Origin of the sequence: Pseudonocardia sp. P1 (assembly GCF_000178675.2) — a bacterium.
Classification (GTDB): Bacteria; Actinomycetota; Actinomycetes; order Mycobacteriales; family Pseudonocardiaceae; genus Pseudonocardia.
This window is the reverse complement of record NZ_ADUJ02000001.1, coordinates 1038883-1065829: the sequence shown is the minus strand read 5'-3', so window position 1 is coordinate 1065829 and position 26947 is coordinate 1038883. Positions and strand designations below refer to the sequence as shown.

Annotated in this window: 24 protein-coding genes; 12 read left to right on the top strand and 12 right to left on the bottom strand. The window is 73.0% G+C overall.

The window, feature by feature from the left end:
* The first annotated feature begins 109 nt into the window (after positions 1–109).
* The 5 genes from rpsA (at position 110) to PP1_RS04390 (ending at position 5657) form a co-directional block, all read left to right on the top strand.
* Entirely contained in the window at positions 110–1618 is a 1509-nt protein-coding gene (rpsA, locus tag PP1_RS04410; RefSeq protein ID WP_010223723.1) for a 30S ribosomal protein S1, read from the top strand.
* A gap of 260 nt (positions 1619–1878) precedes the next feature.
* Positions 1879–2694 carry a hypothetical protein gene (locus PP1_RS04405; protein ID WP_010223725.1) on the top strand — a complete coding sequence of 272 codons (816 nt, stop codon included), beginning with the start codon at positions 1879–1881 and terminating at the stop codon, positions 2692–2694.
* A gap of 36 nt (positions 2695–2730) precedes the next feature.
* The gene (coaE, locus tag PP1_RS04400; RefSeq protein ID WP_010223727.1) at positions 2731–3858 is read left to right on the top strand and encodes a dephospho-CoA kinase; all 1128 of its coding nucleotides are present in this window, start codon (positions 2731–2733) and stop codon (positions 3856–3858) included.
* Between the two features lie 213 nt (positions 3859–4071).
* Positions 4072–4845, top strand: a complete 774-nt coding sequence (locus PP1_RS04395) for an RNA polymerase sigma factor (RefSeq protein WP_010223728.1) — start codon at positions 4072–4074, stop codon at positions 4843–4845.
* A complete protein-coding gene (locus PP1_RS04390) occupies positions 4842–5657 on the top strand; it encodes a hypothetical protein (protein ID WP_075314161.1) in 816 nt (271 codons plus the stop codon). Before PP1_RS04395 ends, PP1_RS04390 begins: the two co-directional genes overlap by 4 nt.
* A gap of 12 nt (positions 5658–5669) precedes the next feature.
* Here the strand turns inward: PP1_RS04390 and PP1_RS04385 are convergent, their stop codons facing one another.
* Entirely contained in the window at positions 5670–6212 is a 543-nt protein-coding gene (locus PP1_RS04385; protein WP_033200552.1) for a DUF402 domain-containing protein, read from the bottom strand.
* A gap of 74 nt (positions 6213–6286) precedes the next feature.
* On the opposite strand from PP1_RS04385, the gene uvrB reads away from it, so the two are divergent.
* From uvrB to PP1_RS04365, 4 genes are all read left to right on the top strand, one after another.
* Positions 6287–8515, top strand: coding sequence for an excinuclease ABC subunit UvrB (gene uvrB / locus PP1_RS04380; RefSeq protein WP_010241608.1), 2229 nt, complete (start codon positions 6287–6289; stop codon positions 8513–8515).
* A 130-nt stretch (positions 8516–8645) separates the two neighbouring features.
* A complete protein-coding gene (locus PP1_RS04375; protein WP_010241609.1) occupies positions 8646–9923 on the top strand; it encodes a glycosyltransferase 87 family protein in 1278 nt (425 codons plus the stop codon).
* An 84-nt stretch (positions 9924–10007) separates the two neighbouring features.
* Positions 10008–11285, top strand: a complete 1278-nt coding sequence (locus tag PP1_RS04370; RefSeq protein ID WP_010241610.1) for a GAF domain-containing protein — start codon at positions 10008–10010, stop codon at positions 11283–11285.
* 159 nt (positions 11286–11444) lie between these two features.
* Entirely contained in the window at positions 11445–12212 is a 768-nt protein-coding gene (locus tag PP1_RS04365; RefSeq protein WP_010241611.1) for an acetoin reductase, read from the top strand.
* A gap of 40 nt (positions 12213–12252) precedes the next feature.
* Here PP1_RS04365 and PP1_RS04360 read toward each other — a convergent pair whose 3' ends face one another.
* Together PP1_RS04360 and PP1_RS04355 are read right to left on the bottom strand one after the other, a co-directional pair.
* Positions 12253–13179, bottom strand: coding sequence for an ABC transporter permease (locus tag PP1_RS04360; RefSeq protein ID WP_010241612.1), 927 nt, complete (start codon positions 13177–13179; stop codon positions 12253–12255).
* Positions 13176–16298, bottom strand: coding sequence for an ATP-binding cassette domain-containing protein (locus tag PP1_RS04355; RefSeq protein ID WP_249265972.1), 3123 nt, complete (start codon positions 16296–16298; stop codon positions 13176–13178). The genes PP1_RS04360 and PP1_RS04355 overlap by 4 nt, the downstream gene beginning before the upstream one ends.
* 379 nt (positions 16299–16677) lie before the next feature.
* On the opposite strand from PP1_RS04355, the gene PP1_RS04350 reads away from it, so the two are divergent.
* Entirely contained in the window at positions 16678–17772 is a 1095-nt protein-coding gene (locus tag PP1_RS04350) for a TerC family protein (RefSeq protein ID WP_010241618.1), read from the top strand.
* Here PP1_RS04350 and PP1_RS04345 read toward each other — a convergent pair.
* Entirely contained in the window at positions 17769–18278 is a 510-nt protein-coding gene (locus PP1_RS04345; protein WP_033200555.1) for a metallophosphoesterase family protein, read from the bottom strand. The two genes, PP1_RS04350 and PP1_RS04345, sit on opposite strands and share 4 nt — an antisense overlap.
* Positions 18275–18652: an FKBP-type peptidyl-prolyl cis-trans isomerase gene (locus PP1_RS04340; protein ID WP_010241620.1), complete on the bottom strand. Its 378-nt coding sequence runs from the start codon at positions 18650–18652 to the stop codon at positions 18275–18277. Before PP1_RS04340 ends, PP1_RS04345 begins: the two co-directional genes overlap by 4 nt.
* A 176-nt stretch (positions 18653–18828) precedes the next feature.
* On the opposite strand from PP1_RS04340, the gene PP1_RS04335 reads away from it, so the two are divergent.
* Both PP1_RS04335 and PP1_RS04330 read left to right on the top strand, forming a co-directional pair.
* Complete coding sequence (locus tag PP1_RS04335; protein ID WP_010241621.1) at positions 18829–19452, top strand: SMI1/KNR4 family protein; 624 nt, start codon at positions 18829–18831, stop codon at positions 19450–19452.
* Positions 19453–19644: 192 nt separating this feature from the next.
* A complete protein-coding gene (locus tag PP1_RS04330) occupies positions 19645–20727 on the top strand; it encodes a sodium:calcium antiporter (RefSeq protein WP_010241622.1) in 1083 nt (360 codons plus the stop codon).
* A gap of 69 nt (positions 20728–20796) precedes the next feature.
* Here the strand turns inward: PP1_RS04330 and pqqE are convergent, their stop codons facing one another.
* The 7 genes from pqqE to PP1_RS04295 form a co-directional block, all read right to left on the bottom strand.
* On the bottom strand, positions 20797–21879 hold the full coding sequence (gene pqqE / locus PP1_RS04325) for a pyrroloquinoline quinone biosynthesis protein PqqE (RefSeq protein WP_010241623.1): 1083 nt from the start codon (positions 21877–21879) through the stop codon (positions 20797–20799).
* On the bottom strand, positions 21876–22172 hold the full coding sequence (gene pqqD, locus PP1_RS04320) for a pyrroloquinoline quinone biosynthesis peptide chaperone PqqD (protein ID WP_029239985.1): 297 nt from the start codon (positions 22170–22172) through the stop codon (positions 21876–21878). The genes pqqE and pqqD overlap by 4 nt, the downstream gene beginning before the upstream one ends.
* Positions 22173–22176: 4 nt before the next feature.
* The gene (gene pqqC / locus PP1_RS04315) at positions 22177–22890 is read right to left on the bottom strand and encodes a pyrroloquinoline-quinone synthase PqqC (RefSeq protein WP_010241625.1); all 714 of its coding nucleotides are present in this window, start codon (positions 22888–22890) and stop codon (positions 22177–22179) included.
* Position 22891: 1 nt separating this feature from the next.
* The gene (gene pqqB, locus PP1_RS04310; RefSeq protein ID WP_010241627.1) at positions 22892–23785 is read right to left on the bottom strand and encodes a pyrroloquinoline quinone biosynthesis protein PqqB; all 894 of its coding nucleotides are present in this window, start codon (positions 23783–23785) and stop codon (positions 22892–22894) included.
* A 66-nt stretch (positions 23786–23851) separates the two neighbouring features.
* Positions 23852–23941, bottom strand: coding sequence for a pyrroloquinoline quinone precursor peptide PqqA (pqqA, locus tag PP1_RS04305; RefSeq protein ID WP_249265973.1), 90 nt, complete (start codon positions 23939–23941; stop codon positions 23852–23854).
* Between the two features lie 53 nt (positions 23942–23994).
* Positions 23995–25683: a PQQ-dependent dehydrogenase, methanol/ethanol family gene (locus tag PP1_RS04300; RefSeq protein ID WP_010241631.1), complete on the bottom strand. Its 1689-nt coding sequence runs from the start codon at positions 25681–25683 to the stop codon at positions 23995–23997.
* Between the two features lie 12 nt (positions 25684–25695).
* Positions 25696–26160 (bottom strand): MSMEG_3727 family PQQ-associated protein, encoded by a 465-nt coding sequence (locus PP1_RS04295; RefSeq protein ID WP_010241632.1) that lies wholly within the window; start codon positions 26158–26160, stop codon positions 25696–25698.
* Between the last annotated feature and the right edge of the window lie 787 nt (positions 26161–26947).

Here is a 26947-nt window from a genome sequence, read left to right as displayed (position 1 = left end):
GGTGACTGTTACAACGTCACAGCTATACGCACCAGAACCGGTGAGCGTTGCTGCAGCAGCGCGGACCGGACCGCCCATGTCAGAGAAATCCATCGGAGCACCCCACTACATGTCCACCGACACCACCGCCGCCCCGACCACGCCGCAGGTCGCTATCAACGACATCGGGTCGGAGGAGGACTTCCTCGCCGCCATCGACCAGACGATCAAGTACTTCAACGATGGCGACATCGTCGAAGGCACCATCGTCAAGGTCGACCGTGACGAGGTCCTGCTCGACATCGGCTACAAGACCGAGGGCGTCATCCCCTCGCGCGAGCTGTCGATCAAGCACGACGTCGACCCCGCCGAGGTCGTCGAGGTCGGCGAGTTCGTCGAGGCCCTCGTCCTCCAGAAGGAGGACAAGGAAGGCCGCCTGATCCTGTCCAAGAAGCGCGCCCAGTACGAGCGCGCCTGGGGCACGATCGAGGCCCTCAAGGAGGCCGACGAGCCGGTCGAGGGCACCGTCATCGAGGTCGTCAAGGGCGGCCTGATCCTGGACATCGGGCTCCGTGGCTTCCTCCCGGCCTCGCTGGTCGAGATGCGCCGCGTCCGCGACCTGCAGCCGTACGTCGGCCGCAAGATCGAGGCCAAGATCATCGAGCTGGACAAGAACCGCAACAACGTGGTCCTGTCCCGCCGCGCCTGGCTCGAGCAGACCCAGTCCGAGGTCCGCAGCGAGTTCCTCAACCAGCTGCAGCGCGGCCAGGTCCGCAAGGGCGTCGTCTCCTCGGTGGTCAACTTCGGTGCGTTCGTCGACCTGGGCGGTGTCGACGGCCTGGTGCACGTCTCCGAGCTGTCCTGGAAGCACATCGACCACCCCTCCGAGGTGGTCGAGGTCGGCCAGGAGGTCACCGTCGAGGTCCTCGACGTGGACCTCGACCGCGAGCGGGTCTCCCTGTCGCTGAAGGCGACCCAGGAGGACCCGTGGCGCCTCTACGCCCGGACCCACGCGATCGGCCAGATCGTCCCGGGCAAGGTCACCAAGCTCGTCCCGTTCGGCGCGTTCGTCCGCGTCGAGGAGGGCATCGAGGGCCTGGTCCACATCTCCGAGCTGGCCGAGCGCCACGTCGAGGTGCCGGAGCAGGTCGTCCAGGTCGGCGACGACGCGATGGTCAAGGTCATCGACATCGACCTCGACCGGCGTCGCATCTCCCTCTCGCTGAAGCAGGCGAACGAGGGCATGACGACCGAGACCGAGTTCGACCCGACCCGGTACGGCATGGCCGCCGAGTACGACGACCAGGGGAACTACATCTACCCCGAGGGCTTCGACGTCGACTCCGGCGAGTGGAAGGAGGGCTTCGACGAGGCCCGTTCCACCTGGGAGAAGCAGTACTCCGAGGCCCAGGCCCGCTACGAGCAGCACATGGCGCAGATCCGCAAGGCCGCCGAGGCCGAGGCGGAGGGTGGCGACGACGTCGCGCCGGCCAACTACTCCTCGGGCGGGGGCGACGAGCGTCCCAGCGCCGGCAGCAGCACCGGTGGCAGCGGCGGTGGCCAGGCCGAGTCGGGCGGCTCCCTCGCCAGCGACGAGCAGCTCGCCGCGCTGCGGGAGAAGCTCTCCGGCGGAGCCTGATCCCGTGACCCGGCCCCCCCGCGGGCCGGATCGCAGTGCCGCACCGAGCCCCGGTGACCCCTGTGGTCGCCGGGGCTCGGCGCATGTCGGCGGCCGTCCGAGGGAGTACATCGGCGTGTCGACACGACCGGGTGATGCCTGCGCCGTTGCACGGCGTGTCGGGTCGGACACGCCGGGTAGAGATCACGGTTCGGCACCGGTCGCCCTACGCTCCGGCTGCGTTCGGGAAGTCGATCTCCGCCGGGCTCTAGATTGTCATCATGGCCGGCCGCTCCGTCCGCCGGACGCGCTCCGGCACCGCCCTGCAGTCCTTCTCCGCCACCCGTCGCGGACGGGTGGCGCTCCTCGCCGGGGTCGCCCTCGTCGGGGCCGTCCTCTCCGGATGCGCCACCGCGTCGGGTGATCCCGGGATCGCCGTCCCGACCTTCGCCGCGGAGGACTCGGCCTCGGCCCAGTCCGGGTCCGCGCCGATCCCGATCGCCCTGCCCACCGACTGTGCGCAGATCATGGACCCGGAGCAGGCCGGTGCCCTGTTCGGCCAGGTCCTCGGCTCCGTGTCGGTCCAGTCCGTGCGCGGGGTCCCCGAGCCGGCCGTGAACCGCACCGAGCGCACCGCCTGCACCTACCGTGCCGGCGGGCAGGAGCAGGCGTTCGGCGGTGGCGGCGCCCGCAACAGCGGCCCGGTGCTCTACCAGCTCAACATCGGCCGGTACGGCGACACCGCATCGGCGACCCGGCAGTGGCAGCTCAACGCCAACGCCGAGCGGTCGGACGCCACGGCCTCGCGGGACATCACCGTCGGGACCGTCCCCGGGGTGCTGATCGAGCGGCCGGACGAGACCACCCTCGCGATGGTCTACGGGGTCGACACGCTGACCTTCATCCTGCCGGTCGCGGCGCCGGGGCAGAACCGCCCGGCCTCGGAGACCCTGCCGGACCTCGCCCAGCGCATCCTCCCGGCGCTCACGCCGACGCAGCCGCCGTCGGCGCGCCCGGAGCCGCCGGCCACGCCGACGCCGGGCGGCCCCGTCTCGCAGGCGGGCCGTCCCGCCTCCGGTGCACCCGGCGCGACCTGATCACGTCCTGACGGTCGTCGCCGATACGGTGCTCGTGTGCTGCGGACAGGGCTGACCGGAGGAATCGGGGCGGGCAAGTCGACGGTCGCCCGCCGTCTCGTCGAGCGTGGGGCGGTGCTGGTCGACTCCGACCGCATCGCCCGCGAGGTCGTCGCGGGCGGGACCGAGGGGCTCGCCGCGGTGGTCGGGGCGTTCGGTGACGGCGTGCTGGGGCCGGACGGCGAGCTCGACCGGCCCGCACTCGCGTCGATCGTCTTCGGGGACCCGGAGGCCCGGCGCACGCTGGACGGGATCGTGCACCCGCTGGTGCGGGCACGCTCGGACGAGCTCGTCGCCGCGGCGCCGCCGGAGGCGATCGTCGTGCAGGACGTCCCGCTGCTCGTGGAGGGCGGGACGGCGCCGGCGTTCCCCCTCGTCGTCGTGGTCGGGGTCGACGCCGAGGAGCGGGTCCGTCGGCTCGTCGGGGCCCGCGGGATGGCCGAGGCTGACGCCCGCGCCCGGATCGCGGCCCAGGCCACCGACGCGCAGCGCCGGGCCGCTGCGGACGTCTGGCTCGACAACTCCGGCGACGAGGACTCCACCCGTCGCCGGGTGGACGCGCTGTGGGACGAGCGGCTGGTGCCGTTCGAGGAGAACCTGCGCCGCGGGCGACCGGTCTCCGACGGGGCCCCGAGCCTGGTCGAGCCGGACCCGGACTGGGCCGGGCAGGCCCGCAGGCTCGCCGACCGGATCGGCGTCGCGGCCGGGCGGCTCGGGCGCGGCGTCGAGCACGTCGGCTCGACGGCGGTACCCGGGCTCCGCGCCCGCGACGTGCTGGACCTGCAGCTGGCGGTCGAGTCGCGCTCCGACGCCGCACTACTGGCCGGTCCGCTCGCCGACGCCGGATTCCCGGTGGACCCGGGGGCGGAGCCGGACGCCGCGGGAACCGTCCGGGTGCACCGTTCCGCCGATCCGGGCCGGCCGGCCGTCGTCGTCGTGCGGGTCCACGGTTCCCCCGCGTGGCGGCACGCGCTCGGGATCCGGGACCGCCTCCGTGCCGACGAGCGGGCCCGTGCCGGCTACGCCGAACGGAAGCAGGCCGCCGCGACGCTCTACGGGGACGATCCGGACCCGATCCGCTACTCGGCGCACACGGCGGCGTGGCGCGACGACCCGTCCGGGTGATACGTCCGTCCGGGTGTGATGCGATCCGTGACGCCCGCGTGAAGATCCACCCGTTTCTGTAACGGTTCCTGCTCGTTGGTCGATCAGGCGGGGAGAGAGCGTCGGCGCTCCCGTCCCGCCGGGGTACGGGCGGTCTCCGCCGGTCGGGCCGCACCGCGGCCCGGTCGGCACGGGGACCGGGTACGGCGACGAGAGGACACGGGGTTGAGCACGGTGGCGCAGCGATACGGGGCGGGCGGCGAGTACGCCGAGCCCGGTCGCGTGCCCGGCGTCCCCCATCCGGACGAGTACGGGTACGACCCCTACGTCGGAGGGGCCCCGGGTGCCGAGTACGGGGCCTGGACCGGCGGCGGTGCGTGGGACGACGGACCGGCGGGCGAGGAGCCCCCGCCGATCAGCGGGGCGATGGTGCAGCAGCACCGCACGCTCCCGCACGGCGAGCTCCGCGCGGACTTCGGTGCGCACCTCGAGACGCACTACCCGCGCCTGGTGGCCCAGCTCTACGCGATCACGCTGAACCCGCAGGAGGCGCACGACGCCGTGCAGGACGCGTACTCGCGCGCCTGGCGGCGCTGGTCGGACCTGCGGGCCGACGACGGCCACGGCGCCGACGGCGACGGGGCCGTCGGCTGGGTGCGCCGGGTCGCGATCCGGACCTCGATGCGTGGCCGGTTCCTGCGGCGCAGGCGCCGTCCCTCCGCGGAGGAGACCGACCCGCGCACCGGGGCCCTGTTGGAGGCGCTGGGCCGGCTCGGCGCGGCGGACCGCCGCGCGGTCGTGCTGCACCACATGGCGGGCCTGCCGGTCGGCGCCGTGGCGGAGCTGGAACGGGTCGGGGAGCAGGACGTCCGGCGACGGCTGGCGCGGGGGCGCGAGATCGTCACCCAGGGCATGGCCGAGGTGCTGGAGGAGATCGTCGGGGCGCCCGTGGCGTTCCCCGGCGCGGACGGTGGGTACCCGCCCGCCGTCGAGGGGGGACGGGCATGAACGGGTACGGCGACATCGACCGCGAGTTCCACCGGCTCGACGACGTGCTGGCGGCCGCGGTGCCGCTGCCGGCGATCGACGACGTGATCGCCCGCGCCGCCGGAGCCCGGCGCGCGACCACCGCCGCGGCCGCCGCGGTGCTGACCGTCGGCTCGCTGGGCGGGCTCACCGCGGTCGCGACGGCCGCCGCCCCGGGCGGCTCCTTCGTCGGAGCGCCGTTCGCCATCGCCTCGCCGCAGACCGGCGCCTCGACCCCGGCGCCGGTGCAGGCCGAGGAGCCGGGCAGCCCCGCGCTCGACGACGGGACGCTGCCGCCGTCGTTCGACCCCACCACCGCCGCGACCGAGGGCGGCGCGCTGGAGGGCTCCGGCCCCGTGGCGGGCGCCCCGGCGCCCGTGCTGCCGCCGCCCCCGGCGCCGCCCGCCGGTGGGGGACAGGCCCCGCCGCCCCCGCCCGCACCGGGTCCGGGGCCGGGTCCGGGCACACCGCCGCCGGGGGACGACGACGGTGGCAGCACGCCGCCCCCGTCGACGACGAACCCGCCGGAGGGCTCGCCGGACCCGACCACCCCGCCGACGACGCCGCCGCCGAGCGAGACGCCGACGCCGACCCCCACCGACGACCCGACGACGCCGCCGTCGTCGTCGAACGGGGAGGGCTCGCCGGAGCCGACCGAGACGACGACCTCGAGCTCGGCTGCCCCGACCACGAGCTCGACGACGGCCGGCCCGACCAGCACCAGCTCGGAGACCGGCGAGTCGTCGAGCACCAGCGCCGTCGGGCTCGGCCCGGCACAGCACCCGGCCGTCTGACCGGGCGCCGGGTCAGCCGGCGAGATCGGCGGGGGCCTCGGGCTCGGCGCGCGGCCCCAGGTCGACGCCGAGCGAGGCCAGCCACGCCTCGTGATCGTGGCCGTGCCGCGCGAGACCGTCGAGCACCGCGTGCGAGCGCTCCAGGGCGTACTCGGCCTGCACGGGCTTCAGGAGGCCCTGGGCGACCGCGGCGACGAACTCGTCCGTGTCGACGACCTCGGTCTCCCGGCCGCGGTGGACCACGAGATCCAGGTAGAGGTCGGTCATCCGGATCCGCCGGCCCTCCTGGACCAGCGACGCGACGTCGATGTACATGTCCTGGTCACGCTCGTGCCCGGGCCGCCACCGCCAGTCGGACAGGCAGACGCCGAGTTCCGGCAGCACCCAGGACTCGACCCACCAGGCGTTCGGCCGGGCGACGACCGGCCGGGAGACGTAGAGCCCCCAGCTCTCCTCACGGAGCGTCTCGATCTCGCGGCGGATGCCCTTGGTGTCGTACTGGGCGCGGGCGTCGGGGTCGAACAGCTGCGACTTCGGCGGGTGCACGGGGTGCATCCTGCCGGGGCGGGCGAGGGGCTGTCAGGGGCGTACGACGCGAAACTGTCGGAGGTCGCTCGTACCCTGGGGCCATGGCTTTCGCGACCGAGGTCCCGGGCTCCGCGGCGAGCACCGCCGCCGACGTGCACCCCGATGCCGGCACCACGCCGACGGACACGCCGCTCGCGCACTCCGAGCACCGCCCGGTCGGCGAGATCGAGCGGAAGGACGGCAGGTTCCAGGTCGTCAGCGACCTCCAGCCGGCGGGGGACCAGCCGACGGCGATCGCGGACCTCGACCGGCGGCTCCGCGCCGCCGAGCAGGACATCGTGCTGATGGGCGCGACCGGTACCGGAAAGTCGGCGACCACGGCCTGGCTGATCGAGCAGCAGCAGCGGCCGACGCTCGTGATGGCGCCCAACAAGACGCTGGCCGCACAGCTGGCGAACGAGCTGCGGGAGATGCTGCCGCACAACGCGGTCGAGTACTTCGTCTCGTACTACGACTACTACCAGCCCGAGGCGTACATCGCGCAGACCGACACCTACATCGAGAAGGACAGCTCCGTCAACGACGACGTCGAGCGGCTGCGGCACTCGGCCACGATGAACCTGCTGTCCCGGCGCGACGTCGTCGTGGTCGCGTCGGTGTCCTGCATCTACGGCCTCGGTACCCCGCAGTCGTACCTGGACCGGTCGGTGGCCCTGGCGGTCGGTGAGGAGGTCGAGCGGGACCGGTTGCTGCGGCTCCTTGTCGACATCCAGTACACGCGCAACGACATGTCCTTCACCCGCGGCACCTTCCGGGTCCGCGGGGACACCGTCGAGATCATCCCGGCGTACGAGGAGCTGGCGCTGCGGATCGAGTTCTTCGGCGACGAGATCGAGGCGCTCTACCACCTCAACCCGCTGACGGGGGACACCGTCGAGCAGGTCGGCGAGATCCGGATCTTCCCGGCCACCCACTACGTCGCGGGCCCGGACCGGATGGAGCGTGCGGTCTCCGACATCGAGGCCGAGCTGGAGCAGCGGCTCGAGCAGCTGGAGAACCAGGGCAAGCTGCTCGAGGCCCAGCGGCTGCGGATGCGCACCCAGTACGACATCGAGATGATCCGCCAGGTCGGGTTCTGCTCGGGCATCGAGAACTACTCGCGCCACATCGACGGCCGCGGGGCCGGCACCGCACCGGCGACGCTGATCGACTACTTCCCGGAGGACTTCCTCCTCGTCATCGACGAGTCGCACGTGACCGTGCCGCAGATCGGCGGCATGTACGAGGGCGACATGTCCCGCAAGCGCAACCTCGTCGAGTACGGGTTCCGGCTCCCGTCGGCGGTCGACAACCGGCCGCTGACCTGGGAGGAGTTCGCCGACCGGATCGGTCAGACCGTCTACCTGTCCGCCACCCCGGGGCCCTACGAGCTGAACCGGACCGGCGGTGAGTTCGTCGAGCAGGTGATCCGGCCGACCGGGCTGGTCGACCCCGAGGTCGTGGTGAAGCCCACCAAGGGCCAGATCGACGACCTGGTCGCCGAGATCCGCGACCGCACCGAGCGCGACGAGCGGGTCCTGGTCACCACGCTGACCAAGAAGATGGCCGAGGACCTCACCGACTACCTGCTCGAGCTCGGCATCAAGGTCAGGTACCTGCACTCCGAGGTCGACACGCTGCGCCGGGTGGAGCTGCTGCGCCAGCTGCGGTCCGGCGAGTACGACGTGCTGGTCGGCATCAACCTGCTCCGCGAGGGTCTCGACCTGCCCGAGGTGTCGCTGGTCGCGATCCTCGACGCGGACAAGGAGGGCTTCCTGCGCTCGGGCACGTCGCTGATCCAGACGATCGGCCGCGCCGCGCGGAACGTGTCCGGCCAGGTGCACATGTACGCCGACCGGATCACCGACTCGATGCAGTACGCCATCGACGAGACCGACCGTCGCCGGGCGAAGCAGGTCGCCTACAACACCGAGCGCGGCATCGACCCGCAGCCGCTGCGCAAGCGGATCGCCGACATCCTCGACCAGGTCTACCGCGAGGCCGAGGACACCGAGTCGGTGCCGGTCGGCGGCTCCGGGCGCAACGCCTCCCGGGGCAAGCGCGCCTCCGGCGAGGCGGGCCGGGCCCCGTCGGCGGGCAGCGCCGGTGTGCCGGCGAAGGACACCGCGGGGATGCCGCGGGCCGAGCTCGCCGACCTGATCCAGCAGATGAACGACCAGATGCTGACCGCGGCCCGGGACCTCCAGTTCGAGCTCGCGGCCCGGCTGCGTGACGAGATCGGGGACCTCAAGAAGGAGCTGCGCGGGATGGACGCGGCCGGGGTCACGTGACGGCCGTGCCGTAGGGCGGCCGGGCTGTGGGCGTGCAACGGCCTCCCGCTACCGTGGGCCACCGTTCTCGTCCACCACACGGCCGCCCGGGTCCTCCGGCCCGGCCCCGGCGCGCAGCGGAGGAGCCCGCGTGACCGTCACCAGCACCACGCCCGACCCGGACGTGCCCGTCCCCGGCGCCGGGACCCTGTTCCGGCTGCGGTCCGCGGCGCTGACCACGGCCACGCTCTGGGTGACGGTGCCGCTGCTGGCGGTCTCACTGTTCTGGTCGTTCATCCGGCTCGGCGGCTACGCGCTCGATCTCGACGTCTACCGGCTCGGCGTGCAGGTGTGGATGGCGGGCGGCGACATGTACGGCCCGCTGCCGTTGCCGATGAACGGGCCCCCGCTGCCCTTCATCTACCCGCCGTTCGCGGCGATCGCGATGGTCCCGCTGACGGTGATCCCGTACGGCGCCGCGTTCGGCACCCAGTTCGTCGTCTCGTTGCTCTCGCTGGCGCTGTGCATCGTGCTGGCGATCCGGGCGGCGTGGCCGGCGGGCGGATGGCGTGCCGCGCTCGTCCTCGGAGTGCCGGCACTGGCGGCGACGCTGCTGATCGAGCCCGTGGCGCAGACCTACGCCTTCGGCCAGATCAACCTGGTCCTGATGGCGCTGGTCGCCGTCGACTGCCTCGCCCCCCGCACGCTCTGGCCGCGCGGCATGCTGCTCGGGCTCGCCGCCGCGATCAAGCTGACCCCCGGCGGGCTGGTGCTGTTCTTCCTGGTGCGCCGTGAGTGGAAGGCGGCGGGCGTCGCCGTCGTCACCGGAGTCGTCGCCACCGGGATCGGGTTCCTCGTCGATCTCGACTCGTCGGTCCGCTACTGGTTCGTCGGGGGGCCGGCGGCCGGGGTGAGCGGGTCGACGTTCTTCTCCAACGAGACCGTGCAGGCGTCACTGGCCCGGATGGGGCTGCCCGAGCCGTGGTTCACCGTGCTGTGGCTGCTGATCGTCGCCGGGCTGCTCGCGATGGCGGTGCCGGTGATCCGCCGCAGCGAGCCGGTGATCGCGCTGTCGGCGACCGCCGCCGTCGTCCTGATGGCGACGCCCACCGCCTGGTCGCACCACTGGGTGTGGGTGGTGCCCGCCCTGATCGGCATCGCCGCGCACGCGATCCGGTACCGGTCCGTCGCCTGGGGGGTGGTCGGCGCGGTCATCGCGACGATCTTCTTCCTCGCGCCGTTCCGCTGGCTGCCGAACGTGTGGGGCGTCCAGATGCGCTGGACCTGGTACGAGCAGCTGCTCTGCGCCAGCTACGTCGTCCCGGCGGTGATCGCGCTCGCCCTGGGCTGCTGGTACGTCACCCGCGGGGCGGGCCGCCCGGGCGGCCCGGCGGCACCTGCGCCGGAGATGCTCCGCGTCGGGCCCTGACCCCGCCCCGACCGGCTCGTCGTTCGGCGTGCCCCTATGGCGCGCGCCACAGGGGCACGCCTAACCTGGGGCCGGGAGGTGCCGGTGGCCGACGACGACGTCGAGAACGAGGCGAGCATCTGCGCGGTACGTCCGGGCACCGATCTCGGCAGGCACGCCCGCATGCTGTCCCGGCTGCACGACGCCGTGCTGTCCGGCGACGCCGTGCCCGACCGCGCCCGGCGGCTGGTGGCCCGCTCCTGGGACCGGGTCCGCGCGCAGGGTGTGAACCCCGACGCGGGTGACCCTCCCGGTCCGCTCGACGCGGGCGTGGTGGAGCAGCGACGGACCATCTCCCCGCTGGTCCCGGTGCTCCCGGCGTTGCGGTCGGCGCTCACCTCGATCGCCGAGGACGCGCGGCACGTGATGGTGGTGACCGACGCCGACGGGGTGCTGCTCTGGCGGGAGGGCTCCACCTCCGTCCGCCGCCGTGCCGACGCACTGGGCTTCACCGAGGGCGCGAACTGGTCGGAGCGCACGGTCGGCACGAACGCGATCGGGACCGCGATCGCCGAGGACGGACCGGTCCAGATCTTCTCCGCCGAGCACTTCGTGCGCAGCCACCACGGCTGGACCTGCACCGCGGCACCGGTGCACGACCCGCGCAGCGGGGAGCTGCTCGGGGTCGTCGACATCTCCGGGCCCGCCGAGACCATCCATCCGACGACGGTCGCGCTGGTCGACACCGCGGTGCGCCTCGCCGAGGCCGGGCTGTGGCAGTGGCACGAGGCCCGGCTGGAGATGCTGCGCACCATCGGCGCCCCGATGCTCGCCCGCTCGTCGGGGCCCGGTCTGGTCGTCGACGACCACGGCTGGGTCGCCGCCGCGACCGGGCTGCCCGGTGTGGAACGGGTCGCGGCACCGACCGCGGACCGGTTGCTCGCGGTGCACGGCCTGGGCCCGTGTCTCCCGGAGCCGGTCCCGGGCGGGTGGCTGCTGCGGCCCGCCGACGCCGGCGGCTCCCCGCGGATGCGGCTCCGCCTGGACCTGGACGCCCGCCCGCCGAGCGCCGTCGTCGAGGGCACCTCCCGCTGGGTGCACCCGCTGTCGACCCGGCACGCCGAGGTGCTCGTCCTCCTGGCCCGCGCGGGCACCGGTGGGCTGGACGCGGCGGCGCTGTCGCAGGGCCTGTACGGCGACCGGGCGCACCTGGTCACGGTGCGCGCGGAGATGTCCCGGCTCCGGCGTGGCCTCGGCGGGATCCTGCTGGCCCGCCCGTACCGGATCGCCCCGGAGGTCGAGCTGGACCTCGCCGGGGTCGCGCAGAGCCGGGTCGTCCGCGACTCGGCGGCGCCCGGCGTCGCCGCCCTCCGCCGGGCCTGACGGCCCGCGGCCGTCCCGCTGCAACCCGGCTGCAACGGTGGCCGTGACCGCCGTCACGCGGTGGACTCGGTGTGGCGGGCCGGGACCGGCCCACGCGGCAGGGACGCCGCGCCGCGCGCACCGGCGTCCCGCGCGTCTGCCGAGACGAAGGGAGCCGACATGGGTGTCGCCGTGGTCACCGGGGCAGGGCGGGGGATCGGGCGGGGGATCGCGTTGCGCCTCGCCCGCGACGGCCACTCGGTCGCCGTCAACGACGTGAACGCCGACGGCGCCGCCGCGGTGGCCGAGGAGATCGTCGCGGCCGGCGGGACCGCCCGTCCGTATCCCGGCGACGTCACCGACCCGGACGCCGTCACCGCGCTGGTGGGCCGGGTCGTCGACGAGCTCGGCGGGCTGGACGTCATGGTCGCGAACGCCGGGATCGCCCAGGTCAAGCCGCTGCTGGAGGTCACCCCCGACGACCTGCGGAGGATCTTCGACGTCAACGTGTTCGGTGTCGTGTACTGCCTGCAGGCCGCGGCCCGCGTGATGATCGACCGCGGTACCGGGGGCAAGATCGTCAACGCCGCGTCGATCGCCGGCCACGCCGGGTTCGACCTGCTCGGCCACTACTCGGCGACCAAGTTCGCCGTCCGCGCGCTGACCCAGGCCGCGGCGAAGGAGCTCGCGCCGCACCGGATCACCGTCAACGCCTACTGCCCGGGCATCGTCGGCACCGACATGTGGGACCTCATCGACGAGCAGATGGGCGCCCGCAGCGGCGCGGCGAAGGGGGAGACCCTGAAGCAGTACGCCCAGGGCATCCCGCTGGGACGGGTGCAGACCGCAGACGACGTCGCGGCCTTCGTCTCCTACCTGGCCTCACCGGACTCGGACTACATGACCGGCCAGGCCGTCATGATCGACGGCGGGGTCGTCATGGTCTGAGCCGCGCGCCGGGCCGGGGAGCCCCCCGGCCCGGCACCGCTCAGCTGGTGATGTCCTTGCGGGTGAAGCGCCAGGCCGCCGCCCCCAGGAAGACGGTCGCGTAGCAGACCGCGGAGAACGCCCCGTAGGTCATCTCGGCCCAGTCGATGTCCCGGGCCAGCAGTGCGGACCAGGCGTCGCCGTAGTGGGTGGGCAGGAAGTTCCGGATCACACCGAGGTCGTCGATCTGGTCGATGATCTGGGAGACGATCGACGCCATCACCGCCCCGCCGACCGCGCCCAGCGGTGCGTCGGTGCTCACCGACAGCAGCAGGGCGAGCCCCGCGACCCAGCTCAGCTGGACGGTGACGTAGAGCGCCCCGAGCAGGACCCGGCCGACGGCCGTCCAGAACGGCAGCGACTCGCCCACCGGGGACACCAGGTCCCCGGTGCCGTACGCGATCGCGCCCACCACCAGCGACGCGACCGGGAGCAGCAGCAGGGCCGCGACCGACAGCAGCCCCGCGACGACGGCCTTCTGCCGCAGCAGCCGCGCCCGCGGCACCGGGATCGCCAGCAGGTAGCGCAGCGACGACCAGGACGCCTCGGCCGCCACCGTGTCCCCGAAGAACAACGCCACCAGCACCACCAGCAGGAAGCTCGCCGACGCGAACAGCGTGAAGACCGCGAAGTTCGTCGCGGAACCCGACGCCAGGTCGACGAGGTTCGGCCCGCTCGCCGTGCCGCCGTCGTCGTCGCCGCCCAGTGAGAACGCCGCCCACAGGATGATCGGCATGGCCACGACCAGCGCGAACGCCACCTGCGTGCGGCGCCGCTCCAGTTGCCGGACCAGCTCGGTCCGCAGCGGCAGCGTCCGGCCGGGGACGGCCGGTGGCGCGGCCCCGCCCTCGACGAGATCGCCCACGTGCCCCCGCCGGGTGGACAGCTGGCGCTCGTCCCCGCCCCGGCGGCCGTCGTCGCTGCTCACGAGCCACCTCCGCTCACGTCACGGCCCTCCGGGCCCACCAGTTCCAGGAACGCGTCCTCCAGCCGCCCGCGCGGCCCGGCCGCGCTGACCGCGATCCCCGCGCCGACCAGCGCGGCGACGGCGTCGGCCCGCGCGACGCCGTCGAGGTGGGCGTGCACCACACCCGGTTCGTCGCCGGTGATCACGTCGGACACACCGTCCAGACCGGCCAGGATCCCGGCGGTCCGGCCGGTGTCGTCGACGGTGAACGACGACCCGCCGCCGGCCGCCGTGAGCTCGGCGACGGTGCCGGACGCGACGACCGTTCCCCGGTGCATGACGACGACGTCGGTGCAGGTCTGCTCGACCTCCGACAGCAGGTGGCTGGAGACCAGCACCGTGCGGCCGGCGGAGGCGTAGCGGCGCAGCAGCTCCCGCATCGCGTGGATCTGGGGCGGGTCGAGCCCGTTGGTGGGCTCGTCGAGGATGAACAGCTCCGGGAGCCCGAGCATGGCCTGCGCGATCGCCAGCCGCTGGCGCATCCCCTGCGAGTACGTGCCGACCTTCCGGTGCACCGAGTCGCCGAGCCCGGCGATCTCCAGGGTCTCCGCCATCCGCGCCTGCTCCGGGGGGCGCCCGGTCGCCTGCCAGTACAGCCGCAGGTTCTCCGCCCCCGACAGGTGCGGCAGGAAGCCCGGCCCCTCCACGAACGCCCCGATCCGGGACAGCACCGCCGCCCCCGGGCGGATCGGGCGCCCGAACGCCCGCATCTCGCCACCCGTCGGTGCGATCAGGCCCAGCAGCATCCGCAGCACGGTCGTCTTCCCGGCGCCGTTCGGGCCGAGCAGCCCGAGCACCGCGCCGCGGGGCACCGTCAGGGAGACGTCGGAGACGGCCCGGAAGCCGTTGCGGTAGGTCTTCGCGAGGCCGCTCACCTGCAACGGCGGCACCTCGTCGCCGCTCCCGTCCGCGGCGGCGTCCGCGGCGTCCGGATCCGCACGGCGGGACCGGTACCGGGTGACCAGCCAGGCTGCCAGCGCGGCGGCGAGCACCCCGGCGATCCCGAGGACCGGCCAGAGGGGCACGGTGCCTGCCGACTCGGTACGGCCGGGGACCTGCGGGACCGACAGCGTCCCGTCCCCGCCCGGGGAGACCCGCCACACCGCCGGATCGGTGCCCGAGTCGTAGGACTGGTCGGTCGTCGCGAACTGCACCTGCAGCCGGCTGCCCGCCGTGACCGGTGCGACGACGCCGGGCAGCGTCACCGTCACCTCCACCGGGCTGCCGTCGGCCGGGACGTCGACCCGCAGCGGGGCGACGGTGTTGCCGAGCAGGGTGCTGCGGCCGTCCGGGGACAGCGCACTCACCGAGGCGAACAGGACCGCCGTCGACGGCGCCGGCTGGTCCGGCACCCGCGCGATCCGCACCGTCGTCCGCGCGGCCCCGGACGGCTGCATCGCCTCGGCGACCGGCTCGGAGACGAACCGTGCGGACTGTCCGGGCGCGGCGAGCGAGGAGAGCGACCCGAGCGACCCCAGCGAGCCGAGCGCCGAGCCCAGACCGGGCAGCGAGGTGATCGCCGCGGGGTTGCCGCCGGGCGGGTGCGCGACGACCTGCTCGCCGCCCGACAGCGGGACGGGCGTCGCCGGGGTCGCGCCACCGGTGAGACCGGGGTAGCCGTCGGCGAGCACGGTGCGGCCGGTCGGCGTGTCGCCGCGGGTGCGGACGTTGCTGCGCACCTGGTAGGCGAACGGGGCCTCCGCCAGCGCACCGGTCGTGCCGTCGGCGGCGGGTTCCCCGCGCAGGTGCTGGTCGAACCAGTCGCCGATCTGGGCGCGGACCTCGGAGTCCGGGGCGGAGCCGTCGTGACCGCCCGCGAACCACAGCACCGACACCGGCGTGCCGTTCGCGGCGATCTCCCGGGCGTTCGCGTCGGCCTGGTCGAGGCCGAAGAGGGTGTCCTGCTCGCCCTGCACCAGCAGCGCCGGCGCGGCGATCCGGCCGGTGACGGTCGCGGGGGAGGAACGGCGCAGCAGTGCCGCCAGCTCCGGGGAGACCCGGCCGCTGCGGGCGGCCTCGGCGTAGGCGGCGCAGACGTCGGCGGTGAACCGGCCGCAGGTCACCTGTGCGCCCGGAACGGCGGCGGACGGCGCTCCGGGGACGCCTCCGGCTCCGGGGGCGGCGGAGCCGGGAACGGCCCCGCCGGCCGGGCCGCCGCTCCCGGCGGACGATCCGGCTCCGGGCGCGTCGGAGCCACCGGAGCCACCGGAGCCACCGGCCGACGATCCGCCGCCCCCCGCGGCGTCGTCGGACGCTGAGTCACCGGAGCCACCCGGACCAGCGGAACCGCCGGAGTCACCGGTGCCGTCCGAGCCACCGGAACCACTCGAGTCGTCCGGGCCACCCGACCCGCCCGAGCCTCCGGCGACCCGGCCACCGGAGCCGAAGAACACCCCGGCCCAGCCGCTCTTGAAGACCCCGTCCGGACCGTCCGCGGCCGCGGCGGGCGTGCCGGGCAGGTCCTCGCCGGCCGGGACCGCGTTGTTCGGGAACAGGGACTGCCCGAGGTCGTTCCAGGTCATCACCGGGGCGAGCGCATCGATGCGGGGATCGGTGCCGGCGAGGAGCAGTGCGAGCCCGCCGCCGTAGGACCCGCCCGTGACGCCGGCCCGCGGGTCCCCGGCGCCGTCCTGCGCGACCTCGGGCCGCGCGGCCAGCCGGTCGAGGAGCCGGGACGCGTCGGCGACCTCGCGCTGCGGGTCGTTCAGCCCGATCGTGCCGCCGGACGCACCGAACCCGCGGGCGGTCCAGGTCTGCACGACGTAGCCGCGTGCGGCGAGCTCGCGGGCGTCGCGGTCGACCGACTGCTTCGACCCGCCGAAGCCGTGGGCGACCAGCACCGCGGGTGCGGGCGTGGCCGCCGTCGCGGAGGCCGGGACGTACAGCGAGGTGTCGATCCCGACCGACCCCGGCTCACCGGGCCCGGCGGGCACAGCGACCCGCTCCTCGGAGACGGTGACGGCACCGCCGTCGTCGCCGGTCGCGGCGGCGGCCACGGGGGCGACCGACACCAGGAGGCCGCCGACGAGCAGGGCGACGAGCGGACCGGTGAGCCGGCGGGCCCGGGGGAGGACGTGCACCACACCGAAACTACGCAGAACGCTCCGGCCGCGCCCCCGCGCCGGGTGCGGTGTCCGGCGAGTCACGTCGCCACCGGCCGGGGTGGGACGCTTCCGGCATCCGGAATCGGACCGGGCAAAAAGGACGGACGGGGTCCCCGTCCGGGTGGTACCGGGTGCTGTCGGTCACCCCGCCTCGCCACGCAACGGTTCTGAGGTGGACACTCCACGCGAACCGCAGGGGAGTATCCCTACCGCGGTGGTGTCGTCAGCACGGTGCCGACGGGAGCGTTGTTCCCGGTGGACCCGGCACCACCGGCCACGCCTGGCGCCGCCACCGCGGCGACGTGGCGGGAGAGACCTCGGGCCGTCTCATGCTGCCCTGGTCTGGAGGAAGTACGTGAACGTCCCCCTGTGGGTCTGGCTGGTCACGATCGCCGGGTTCGTCCTGGTCATCGGCGCCGATCTCTGGCTGAACGACCACAAGCCGCACGCCGTCACGCTCGGCGAGGTGACGCGCTGGGTCGCCTTCTACGTCGCGCTCGCCGTGGCCTTCGGTATCGGCATCTGGTTCGTCGCCGGAGGCACCTACGCCGGTGAGTTCTTCGCCGGCTACCTCACCGAGTACTCGCTCTCGGTCGACAACCTGTTCGTCTTCCTGATCATCATGTCGGCGTTCAAGGTGCCGGTGATCCACCAGCACCGGGTGCTGCTCGTCGGCATCGTGATCGCGCTGATCATGCGCAGCATCTTCATCGCGGCGGGCGCCGCGGTGATCAACGAGTTCAGCTGGGTCTTCTACCTGTTCGCCGCGTTCCTCGTCTACACCGCGATCACGCTGGTCAAGCAGGCCGCCGGTGGCGACGACGAGGAGTGGGAGGAGGGCCGCGTCCTCCGCTGGGTGCGCAAGGTCTTCCCCGTCACCGACGACTACCAGGGCGCCAAGACGATCGTGAAGATCGACGGCAAGCGCTGGCTGACGCCGATGCTGATCGTGATGATCGCGATCGGCGTCACCGACATCATGTTCGCGCTGGACTCGATCCCGGCGATCTTCGGCCTGACCCAGGAGGCCTACCTGGTCTTCACCGCGAACGCGTTCGCGCTGATGGGCCTGCGCCAGCTCTACTTCCTGCTCGGCGGCCTGCTCAACAAGCTCGTGTTCCTGTCGTACGGGCTGGCCGTGCTGCTGGCCTTCATCGGCGTGAAGCTCGCGCTGCACGCCATGCACGAGAACGACCTGCCGTTCCTGAACGGCGGGGAGCCGCTGCCGGTGCCGGAGATCGGGATCGGGCTGTCGCTGGCCGTCATCATCGGCGTCCTGGCGATCACCACGATCTCCAGCCTGGTCGCGGTGCGCCTCAAGCCGGAGCTGGCCGAGCAGAGCAGCGCCATCACCGCGCCGCCGCTGGCGCGCTCGAAGGAGGAGGCCGCGCGGATCGTGGCCGCCGACGAGCAGGCCGACCACCACGTGTCGTCCCCGCCGCGCGACTAGCCCTCGAGGTGGTGGAGGACGACGTCGCCGATCCGGCCGTCGTCCAGCGTGAGCGTCATCCAGGTGTGGGTGGGCATCCGCCTGCGGTCGGTCGGCGACCCCGGGTTGAGCAGGCGGAGCCCGCCCGCGCACGTGTCCCACGGGATGTGCGAGTGCCCGAACACGAGCAGGTCGGTGTCCGGGTGTGCCCGCAGTGCCCGGTTCTCCCGGCCCTGCTTCGCGCCGGTCTCGTGGGTGACCGCGACCCGGACGCCGTCGATCACCACTCGGGCCGTCTCCGGCAGCCGGGCCCGCAGGTCGTCGCCGTCGTTGTTGCCCCAGCAGGCGACCAGCCGGGCCGCCCGCGCCGACAGGCGGTCGAGCAGCTCCACCGAGCACCAGTCGCCCGCGTGCACGACGACGTCGGCGGCGTCCACCGCATCCCAGACCGGCCCGGGGAGGCCGCCCTCGTGGGCGCCTCCCCGGGCCGGGGCATGGGTGTCCGAGATCAGGACGAGCGAGCTCAGTTCACGCCGACCAGGTCGCAGACGAAGATCAGCGTCTCGTTCGGCGCGATGACGCCGCCGGCGCCACGGGCGCCGTAGCCCAGGTGCGGCGGGATGACGAGCCGGCGACGGCCGCCGATCCTCATGCCGACGACGCCGGTGTCCCAGCCGGAGATGACCTGGCCGGCGCCGAGGCCGAACTGCAGCGGCTGGCCACGGTCGTAGGAGTTGTCGAACTCGCGGCCGGTGGACTGGGAGACGCCGACGTAGTGCACGGCGACGGCGTCGCCCGGCTTGGCCTCCGGGCCGTCGCCGACGGCGAGGTCCTCGACCACCAGGTCGGTGGGCAGCGGGCCGTCGACGATCTCGACGGCGGGCTTCTGCGGTGCGGTCACGGTGCGTGCTCCCAGCGGGCTGGATCCCGACCTCGGTCGGCTGTCCCCGGGGACCCTGCCAGAACGGGGTCCACCGGGACGCGCCGGACCCCGGGCCGTGCCGCTCGCGGAGCGCCCGGTGCCGGTCGTCCCCGATCCGGCCCGGTGACCACCCGGTTCGTGCCAGGCTGCGCCCCATGACCGATCCCGACCCGCGCGTCGCCTGGACCACCTGGCTGGCCGCCCTCGACACCGCCGGCTACCCCGCATCGGAGAACGCCCGCCCGCCCGCCGGCCCGGCCGACGTCGACGCCGCCGAGGTCGTGTTCGGCAGCCCGTTCCCGGCCGCGCTCCGGGCGCTCTACCTGCTCTGCGACGGTCAGTGGAACGACCACCCGCGGGTGCCGGGGTACAAGCCGGACCGGTTCACCAGCCTCTTCCCGGCGACCTACCGGATGCTCCCGGTCGCGGAGGCCGTGGTGATCTACCGCGGCTGGCTGGACGTGCTGGAGGACGGCAGCCACGACCACGTGACCGTCCGCGCCGGTGACCCGGTCCGGGCCCGCTACTGGGACGCGGGCTGGTGGCCGCTCGCCCTCGACGGGGGTGGGAACGCGCTCGCCGTCGACGTCGTCCCGGAGCCGGGCGGGGACGTGGGCCAGGTCGTCGTCGCCGGGCCGGACGAGGACGAACGCCGGCGCGTCGGGGCCGGCGTCACCGACTACCTGCGCCGGTTGGCCGCCTCCGCACTGCCCGCACCGCAGGACCCCGACCCCGGCGGGTCGTCGTACTGCTTCTGGGACCTGCCCGACCTGCGCTGAACCGCCCCAGCGGTCCGGATCGGACGGTGTGGTGTCGATCACCGCGAACAGGACATAGTGCTCCGATGAGGATCGGAAATCAACTCTGTCGTGGCCGTCACATTCTTGCGAGCATCTATCACAGCATCGATCCCGGTGGGGTGACGCCGGTGTCGTGGTGCGCGCACGAATACTCACACGACGAGTTCGCCGATGGCGTTCGCGCTGGTCCGCGGCGGTGTGGCGACGAGGAGGCTGCGACCGCCGATGATGTCGATCCTCATATTCGCGGCCGGTGCCGCGTTGCTGATCTACAGCGCCGAGAAACTGATCACCTATCTGGTCGGGGCCGCCCGCGGTCTCGCGATCTCCGTCTTCCTCCTCGCGGTGATCTTCACCGGAATCGAGTTCGACGACCTCGTGTTCGGTGTCGCGCTCAACCTGGAGGGCATGGAGGACGTCGCGCTCGGCGTCGTCTTCGGCACGGTGATCTCGATGGTCGGCGTGGTGCTGGCACTGGCCGCACTGCTGGTGCCGTGCCGCGTCCAGGTGCCCCGCGACTACCTCGTGATCTTCGCGGCGTCCCCGCTGGTCCTGGTGGCGCTGGCGTTCGTCGGCCAGATCGGGACGGCACTGGCGATCCTGCTGATCGCGCTGTTCGTCGCGTTCGTGGCCTACGTCGCGGTGCGCGAGCGCACCCGGTCGGTCGCGGTGTTCCGCGACAGCGAGGTCATGGAGGGGGCCGGGAACGGAGGTGGCGGCACACTGTCCGACGACGTCTCCCGCACCGGCGACATGACACTCACCTCCAAGCGGCACCTGCCCGGCTGGGCACTGCTCGGGCTGGCGGTGCTGTCGCTGGTCGGGCTGGTCGTCGGCGCCTGGGTGATGGCCGAGGGCACCGAGGGCATCCTGGAGGACTTCGGGATCGCCGGCACCGTGTTCGGCGCGACCATCGCGACCCTGGTGCTGACCCTGGAGGACATCTTCCTCACCGTCGAGCCCGCCCGCCGCGGTGCGCCGCTGATCGGCGTCGGCAACGTCATCGGGTCGGTCGTGTTCTCGGTGACGGCCAAGCTCGGCATCATCGTGCTGGCCGGCGGTGCGATCGAGGTGGGCGACGACGTCTTCGTCTGGCACCTGCCGGCGCTGATCCTCCTGATCGGGTTCTCGACGTACGCGTTGTGGACCGGACGGCTGCGACGCTGGCACGGCGTCGTGCTGCTCGTCGGCTACGTCCTCTACTGGATCGTCAGCTTCGTCGTCTTCGGGGTCGTCCCTGCGGACGACGATTAGGGGGCGCTGCGCGCCCGTGAGTGGAAAACGTGGCCCTGACCCACTTTTCCACTCACGAGCGCGGAGCGCCTACCGATGCGGCCGCGGCACCAGCTCGAGGTCGACGGGGTCCGGGCGGTTCGCCTCGGCCACGGCCTCCTCCACCCGGGCGTGCTCGGGGGAGAGGTGGCAGACCGGGTCGGTCGCCGCCGGGTCCCCGGTCAGCTGGAAGGCCTGGCAGCGGCAGCCCCCGAGGTCGATCTCCTTGCGGTCGCAGGTCCGGCACGGGTCCTGCATCCAGCTGTCGCCGCGGTACGCGGTGAACAGCGGCGCGGAGGTCCAGATGTCGGCGAGCGAGGACTCCCGGACGGACGCGGGCGGCAACGGCAGGGTCTGCGCGGCCGGGCAGGGCAGTGCGTGCCCGTCCGGCGCGACGGTGAGCTGTCGCTGCGCCCATCCGCCCATGCAGGGCTTCGGGTAGCGGCTGTAGTAGTCGGGCAGCACGTGCACGATCTCCATGCGCCCGGCCAACCGCGAGCGGGCCGCCGTGACGATCTCCTCGGCGCGGTCGAGCTGCTCGCGGCTGGGCAGCAGCGACGACCGGTTCTTCCACGCCCAGCCGTAGTACTGGGTGTTCGCCAGCTCCACCCGGTCGGCCTGCAGCTCCTCGACCAGGGTGATGATCTCGCCGATCCGGTCGATGTTCTGCCGGTGCAGCACGACGTTGACGGTCAACGGCCAGCCCAGCTCCCGGACCAGCCGGCACGCCTCGATCTTGCGCTCGAAGGAGCGGACCCCGGCGATCCGGTCGGACGTGGCGGGTTCGTCGGCCTGGACACTGACCTGCACGTGGTCGAGCCCGGCGGCGCGCAGCGCCTCGGCACGCGGCCGGGACAGCCCGATCGCGCTGGTGACCAGGTTCGTGTACATCCCCAGGGACTGCGCCGTGCGCACCAGCTCGGTCAGGTCGCGGCGCAGCAGCGGCTCGCCGCCGGACAGGTGGCACTGCAGCACCCCGAGGTCGGCCGCCTCGGCGAACACCCGCTGCCAGTCGGCGGTGGAGAGCTCGTCGTCGTAGCGGGCGAGCTCGATCGGGTTGGAGCAGTAGGCGCAGGCCAGCGGGCAGCGGTAGGTGAGCTCGGCGAGCAGCCCGAACGGGCGCGGCGCGGTCATCGGCCCGCTCCGCCGAGGGTCACGAGGTTCCGGTCCGCGAGCCGGCCCAGGTAGTCGCGCACCTGGCCGGCGACCGTGGCCTCGTCGGCACCCTCGTGCCCGGCGACGAGCGCGGCGACGATCTCGTCGACCGTCCGGCCGCCGTCGCACAGCGCCAGCACGGCGTGCCCGGTGGGGTTCAGTACGACGACGGTCTCCGGTCCGAGCAGGACGTGCCCGCCGGTGGCCCGGTCCGGACGCATCCGGACGAACTGGCCGAGCCGGGGACGGGCGTCGCCGGGAACCTCCGTCACGGTGTCACCCACGATCGGGATAGGCATGGTCGATCGCGTCCATCATGGACCACAACACGTCGCACTTGAAGGACAGCGCGGCCTCGGCGGCGTCCTGTTCGGCGGCGCTGTGGCAGTGCTCGACGACGACCTCGAGCGCGTGCTCGGAGTCCCGCGGTGCCTGGAACAACCGGTTCCGGAAGTACTGGAGGCCGTCCGGCTCGATCCAGGTGTAGTACTTCTCGAACGCGGCCAGCCGCTCGGCCATCAGGTCGGGCGCGAACAGCTCGGTCAGCGAGGACGCCACCGCCTCGACCCAGGGCTTCGTGCGGGCGAAGGTGACGTAGGCGTCGACGGCGAACCGGACACCCGGCTGGACGTGCCGGTGGTCGAGGATCTCCGCCCGGCTCAGGCCGCACGCCTCGCCGAGTCGCAGCCACGCCTCGATCCCGCCGCTCGTGGGGCCGTCGGCGGCGGTGCCGTCGTGATCGGTGATCCGGCGGATCCAGCGCCGCCGGACCGTGACGTCCGGGCAGTTCGAGAGGATCGCCGCGTCCTTGACGGGGATGGCCTCCTGGTAGGCGAACCGGTTCGCGACCCACCCGCGGATCTGGTCGGGCGTCAGCGTGCCCTCGTTCATCCGCAGGTGGAACGGGTGCGCGCTGTGGTAGCTGCGGGCGTGGGCGCGCAGGCGTTCCACCAGCGCGGTGCCGGTGCCGCTGTCGAGCGTTGCGCTCACCTCAGACCTCCAGGTCCAGTCCGTCGGTGCCGACCGTGAAGCCGGCCTTCTCCACCTCGGCGCGCTCGTCCGAGTCGTCGAGCAGGATCGGGTTGGTGTTGTTGACGTGCACGTAGACGACCCGCGGCAGGCCCAGCCGGGACAGCACGTCCAGACTGCCACCGGGGCCCCCGACGTGCAGGTGTCCCATGTCGTGCGCGGTCTTGGAGGCCAGGCCGAGCCGGATCATCTCGTCGTCGTGCCAGGTGGTGCCGTCGATCAGCAGTACGTCGGCACCCGCCAGCTCGCCGAGCACCGCGGGGGTCAGCTGCTGGACCCCGGGCAGGTACACCGCGCTGCGGCCGCTCGCGGTGTCGGTGAACCGGTAGCCGACGACCCGGCCCGCGCCGTCGCCGCCGGTGCCGAACCGGTCGTGCTTCGCGGTGGGCACGTCGAACGCCCGGTAGACGAGCCCGCCGAGGTCGTGCCCGGTCCCGGGGACGACGGGTGTCCAGTGCACGGGGCAGAACTTCTCGAGCGTGTCCAGCAGACCGGTGCCGGCGCGCAGGGTGCGTTCGGAGGCGGCGGTCGCGTGCACGTGCACACCGCTGCCCTCGCGCAGCAGCACCAGGCCGAGCGTGTGGTCGATCTCGGCGTCGGTGAGCAGCACGCCCTGCAGCGGTGAGGCCCGGTCGCCGGTGGGGTGCAGCGCGGGGGTGTCCGCCAGCTGCGTGCGGACGTCGGGGGAGGCGTTGACGAGCCACCACCGTTCCCCGTCCGGGCTGACCGCGATCGACGACTGGGTACGCGGTGTCGCGGGGCGCGTGCCGTCGCGCACCGCCCGGCACCCCGGGCAGCCGCAGTTCCACTGCGGGAATCCACCACCGGCTGCCGAACCCAGGATCCGGACGCGCATGTTCCTCCTCGTAGGCACGCCGCAGGGGCGCCGGATCCTCTCCGGCGCCCCTGGACGTTCACTCCGTCACGCGGTGCGGGCGATGTACATCGTCACCTCGGGCGCGCAACCGACCTCCTCGAAGTCGGGGGCCTCCCACTCGGTGATGCTCTCCACGGCGGACACCTCCTTCCGGGTCTCGGGTCTGCCGTGTCCAGAATGGCCGGTCCTCAGTCCTCCGGCAGGGCGAAGCAGAACAGCGCGTCGCCCGCGGCGGCCCCGAGCAGGCCGGGCAGGAAGCCCTCGATCCAGCCGCCCCAGCCGGTCGGCACCGCGATGTACTGCCGGCCGTCGACGCTGAAGACCGTCGGGCTGGAGTGGTGACCGCTGCCGCACTGGAACGACCAGAGCTTCTCCCCGGTCTCGGCGTCGAGCGCGACGAACTCACCGGTCGGCGTGCCCTGGAAGACCAGGCCGCCCGCCGTGGTGACGTTCGAGGCGCACATCGGGTACTCGTTGCGCCAGCGCCACTTCTCCTCGCCGGTGAGCGGGTCGATCGCGCTCACGAAGCCGTAGAAGTCCTCGAGGTCGACGGCGACGCCCGCGCCCCAGTAGGGGATCGACTCCTTGAACTCCCGGCGTCTGCGGGTCGCCGTCGCCCCGACCTCCTGCACCGGGACGTAGATCAGCCCGGTCTGGCGGCTGTAGGACATGTGCGTCCATTCCTTGCCGCCGGCCGGACCCGGCCAGAAGTGCACCGGGACGCCCTCCTCGTCCGGATACACCTTGGGCGTGACCTTGCCCTCCGGGGTGATCTCACCCCAGGTGATCCGGTCGACGAACGGGAACACGCGGACGAGCTCGCCGTTGGTGCGGTCGAGGACGAAGAAGTAGCCGTTCTTGTCCGCGTGCGCGAGGAGCTTCCGCCCGTCCGGCGCGTCGAACAGGACGTTCTCCATCGTGGAGTCGTAGTCCCACAGGTCGTGCGGGGTGAACTGGTAGTGCCAGCGGATCTGCCCCGTGTTGACGTCCACCGCGACGGTGCTGTCGGTGTACAGGTTGTCACCGGGGCGGACCGCGCCGTCGAAGTCCGGCGCCGGGTTGCCGGTGCCCTGGAACAGCAGCTCCAGCTCCGGGTCGTAGGTGGGTGTGACCCAGCAGTTCGCCCCGCCCCGCTGCCACGCCTCGCCGTCGTCGGGCCAGGTCTCCGAGCCGGGCTCGCCCGGCTTCGGGACCATGTAGCAGCGCCAGCGCCGCTCGCCGGTCTGCGCGTCGAAGGCGTCCAGGTGACCGCGGACGCCGAACTCGCCGCCCGCGCTGCCGCAGATCACCATGTCCTTGACGATCAGCGGCGCGACCGAGCCGCTCTCGCCGGCACGTACGTCACCGTTGACGACGTCCCAGACCTTCTCGCCGGTCCGCGCGTCGAGCGCGATGAGGTGGGCGTTGAGGGTGTACATGTACACCTTGCCGTGGCCCACGGCGACGCCGCGGTTGACGTTGCCGCAGCACAGCGACACGTCGTACGGCGAGGCGTGCTTGTAGCGCCAGAGCTCCTCGCCGGTCTTGGCGTCGATCGCCCAGGCCCGGCCGTCCGGGCCGGAGACGTACATGACGCCCTCGACCACGATCGGCGACGCCTCGAACGAGTAGGTCGAGGCGCCGGACTGCATGCCCACCGCGCCGGCCTGGAACACCCACGCGGGGGTGAGGCGGCGGACGTTGTCCTTGTTGATCTGGTCGAGCTCGCTGTAGCGCTGACCGTCGTAGGTCCCGTAGTAGGTCAGCCAGTTGTCCGGCTCCGAGCGGGCACCGAGGATCCGGTCGTAGTCCACGTTGCGGGTGGCCGGGGCCTCGCCCTTGACGTTGCTGAGCTGTGCGTGCGGGATGGCTTCGCCCGCGTCGACGTAGTCGGTCATCTCGTCTCCTTCCTACGGGCGCGGCTGCGGGGGTCGGTCGAGCTTGGCGCTGTCGGGGACCTCGCCACCGATGACGATCGCCCCGGTGAGACCGCGGCCCTCGTCGTTCCCGCTCGCGGAGCCGTAGTAGTAGGTGCCCGGCCCGTCCAGGTTGAGCTTCGCGGTGCCCTTGGAGTGGTTCACCAGCCAGATGAACTTGGGGTCGCCGTTGCTCGGCAGCACCGCACAGTGGGTGTTCTTGTCGTCGTTGATCAGCGTCAGCTCGATGTCCCCGCCGTGCGGGAGGACGAGGATGGCGGGGTCGTAGCGCAGCTCGTCCTCCGGGATCCGGATGGTGGCGCGCAGGACACCGTCGGCACCCTCCTCGGCGTTGCCGATGCTCCCGGTGTTGAGCAGTCGGCCGAGTGCGGTCCTGTTCTGCCCGTCCAGGCCCGCAGCGGCCAGTTCGGCCGTCCGATCACCTGAAGTCGTCGTCATTGACATATCCTCCCGAGCGCAATTCGTCGGCGGGTTGCGTGATCACTTTCACACTGGTCGGTACGGCCGTCAACCCCAGGATCGTGGGAATTCCGGAGAACGATCACGCGGTCCCCCGGGGGCGATCCGGACGTGAATACGACGGCGCTCCCGCAGGCTTCGCGAGGGGCTCACCGTCCGGTGTCGCGCAGCAGGTCCGGGTGGCCGGTCCGGCGCCGGGGCGCTGCCGGTGGGACGTGGTGTCCGCCGGCACCGGCACGCTCCACGGGAGGATCTTCCTGGTCACGGCGGTGCACGGTCGACGGCGTGGTCGGCCGTGGCGGCGCGCCGGGGCGCGGGTGGGTGGGGGCCGGGGGATCGGGGCCGGGCGTCGAGGTCGTCCGCTCCGGTGGTGCGCCCGAGCACCGGGTGCTGATCCGGAAGTGCCGTTCGTAGCTGTTCCGGGAATTGCTCCGGGACGTGTTCGAACACATTTCTCCGGACACCGCACCTCTGGCCGGGAAGAAACGTCGAGCCTGTGTCGGTGAGCTTTCCGGAATTCGTTCCGGCTTCTGTCCGGTGTGCGATTCCGTCGCCCGGTGGGTGGCGCCCGTCACTCCAGCGGGCCCGGCCCGTGACGCTGTGACGTGCAGCGTTCCCGTAGACGAAGATCGTCCGGTGGTCGCTCTGTCTGATGTGGACATCGAGTGCGACGCCCGCTCCCGGCGCGTCCCGGGGCGGTGCCGGGAGGTATTTCCCGCTGGTCCGCGCGGTACCGGGGCGAATGAAACATGTGTTTCCCGGGTCG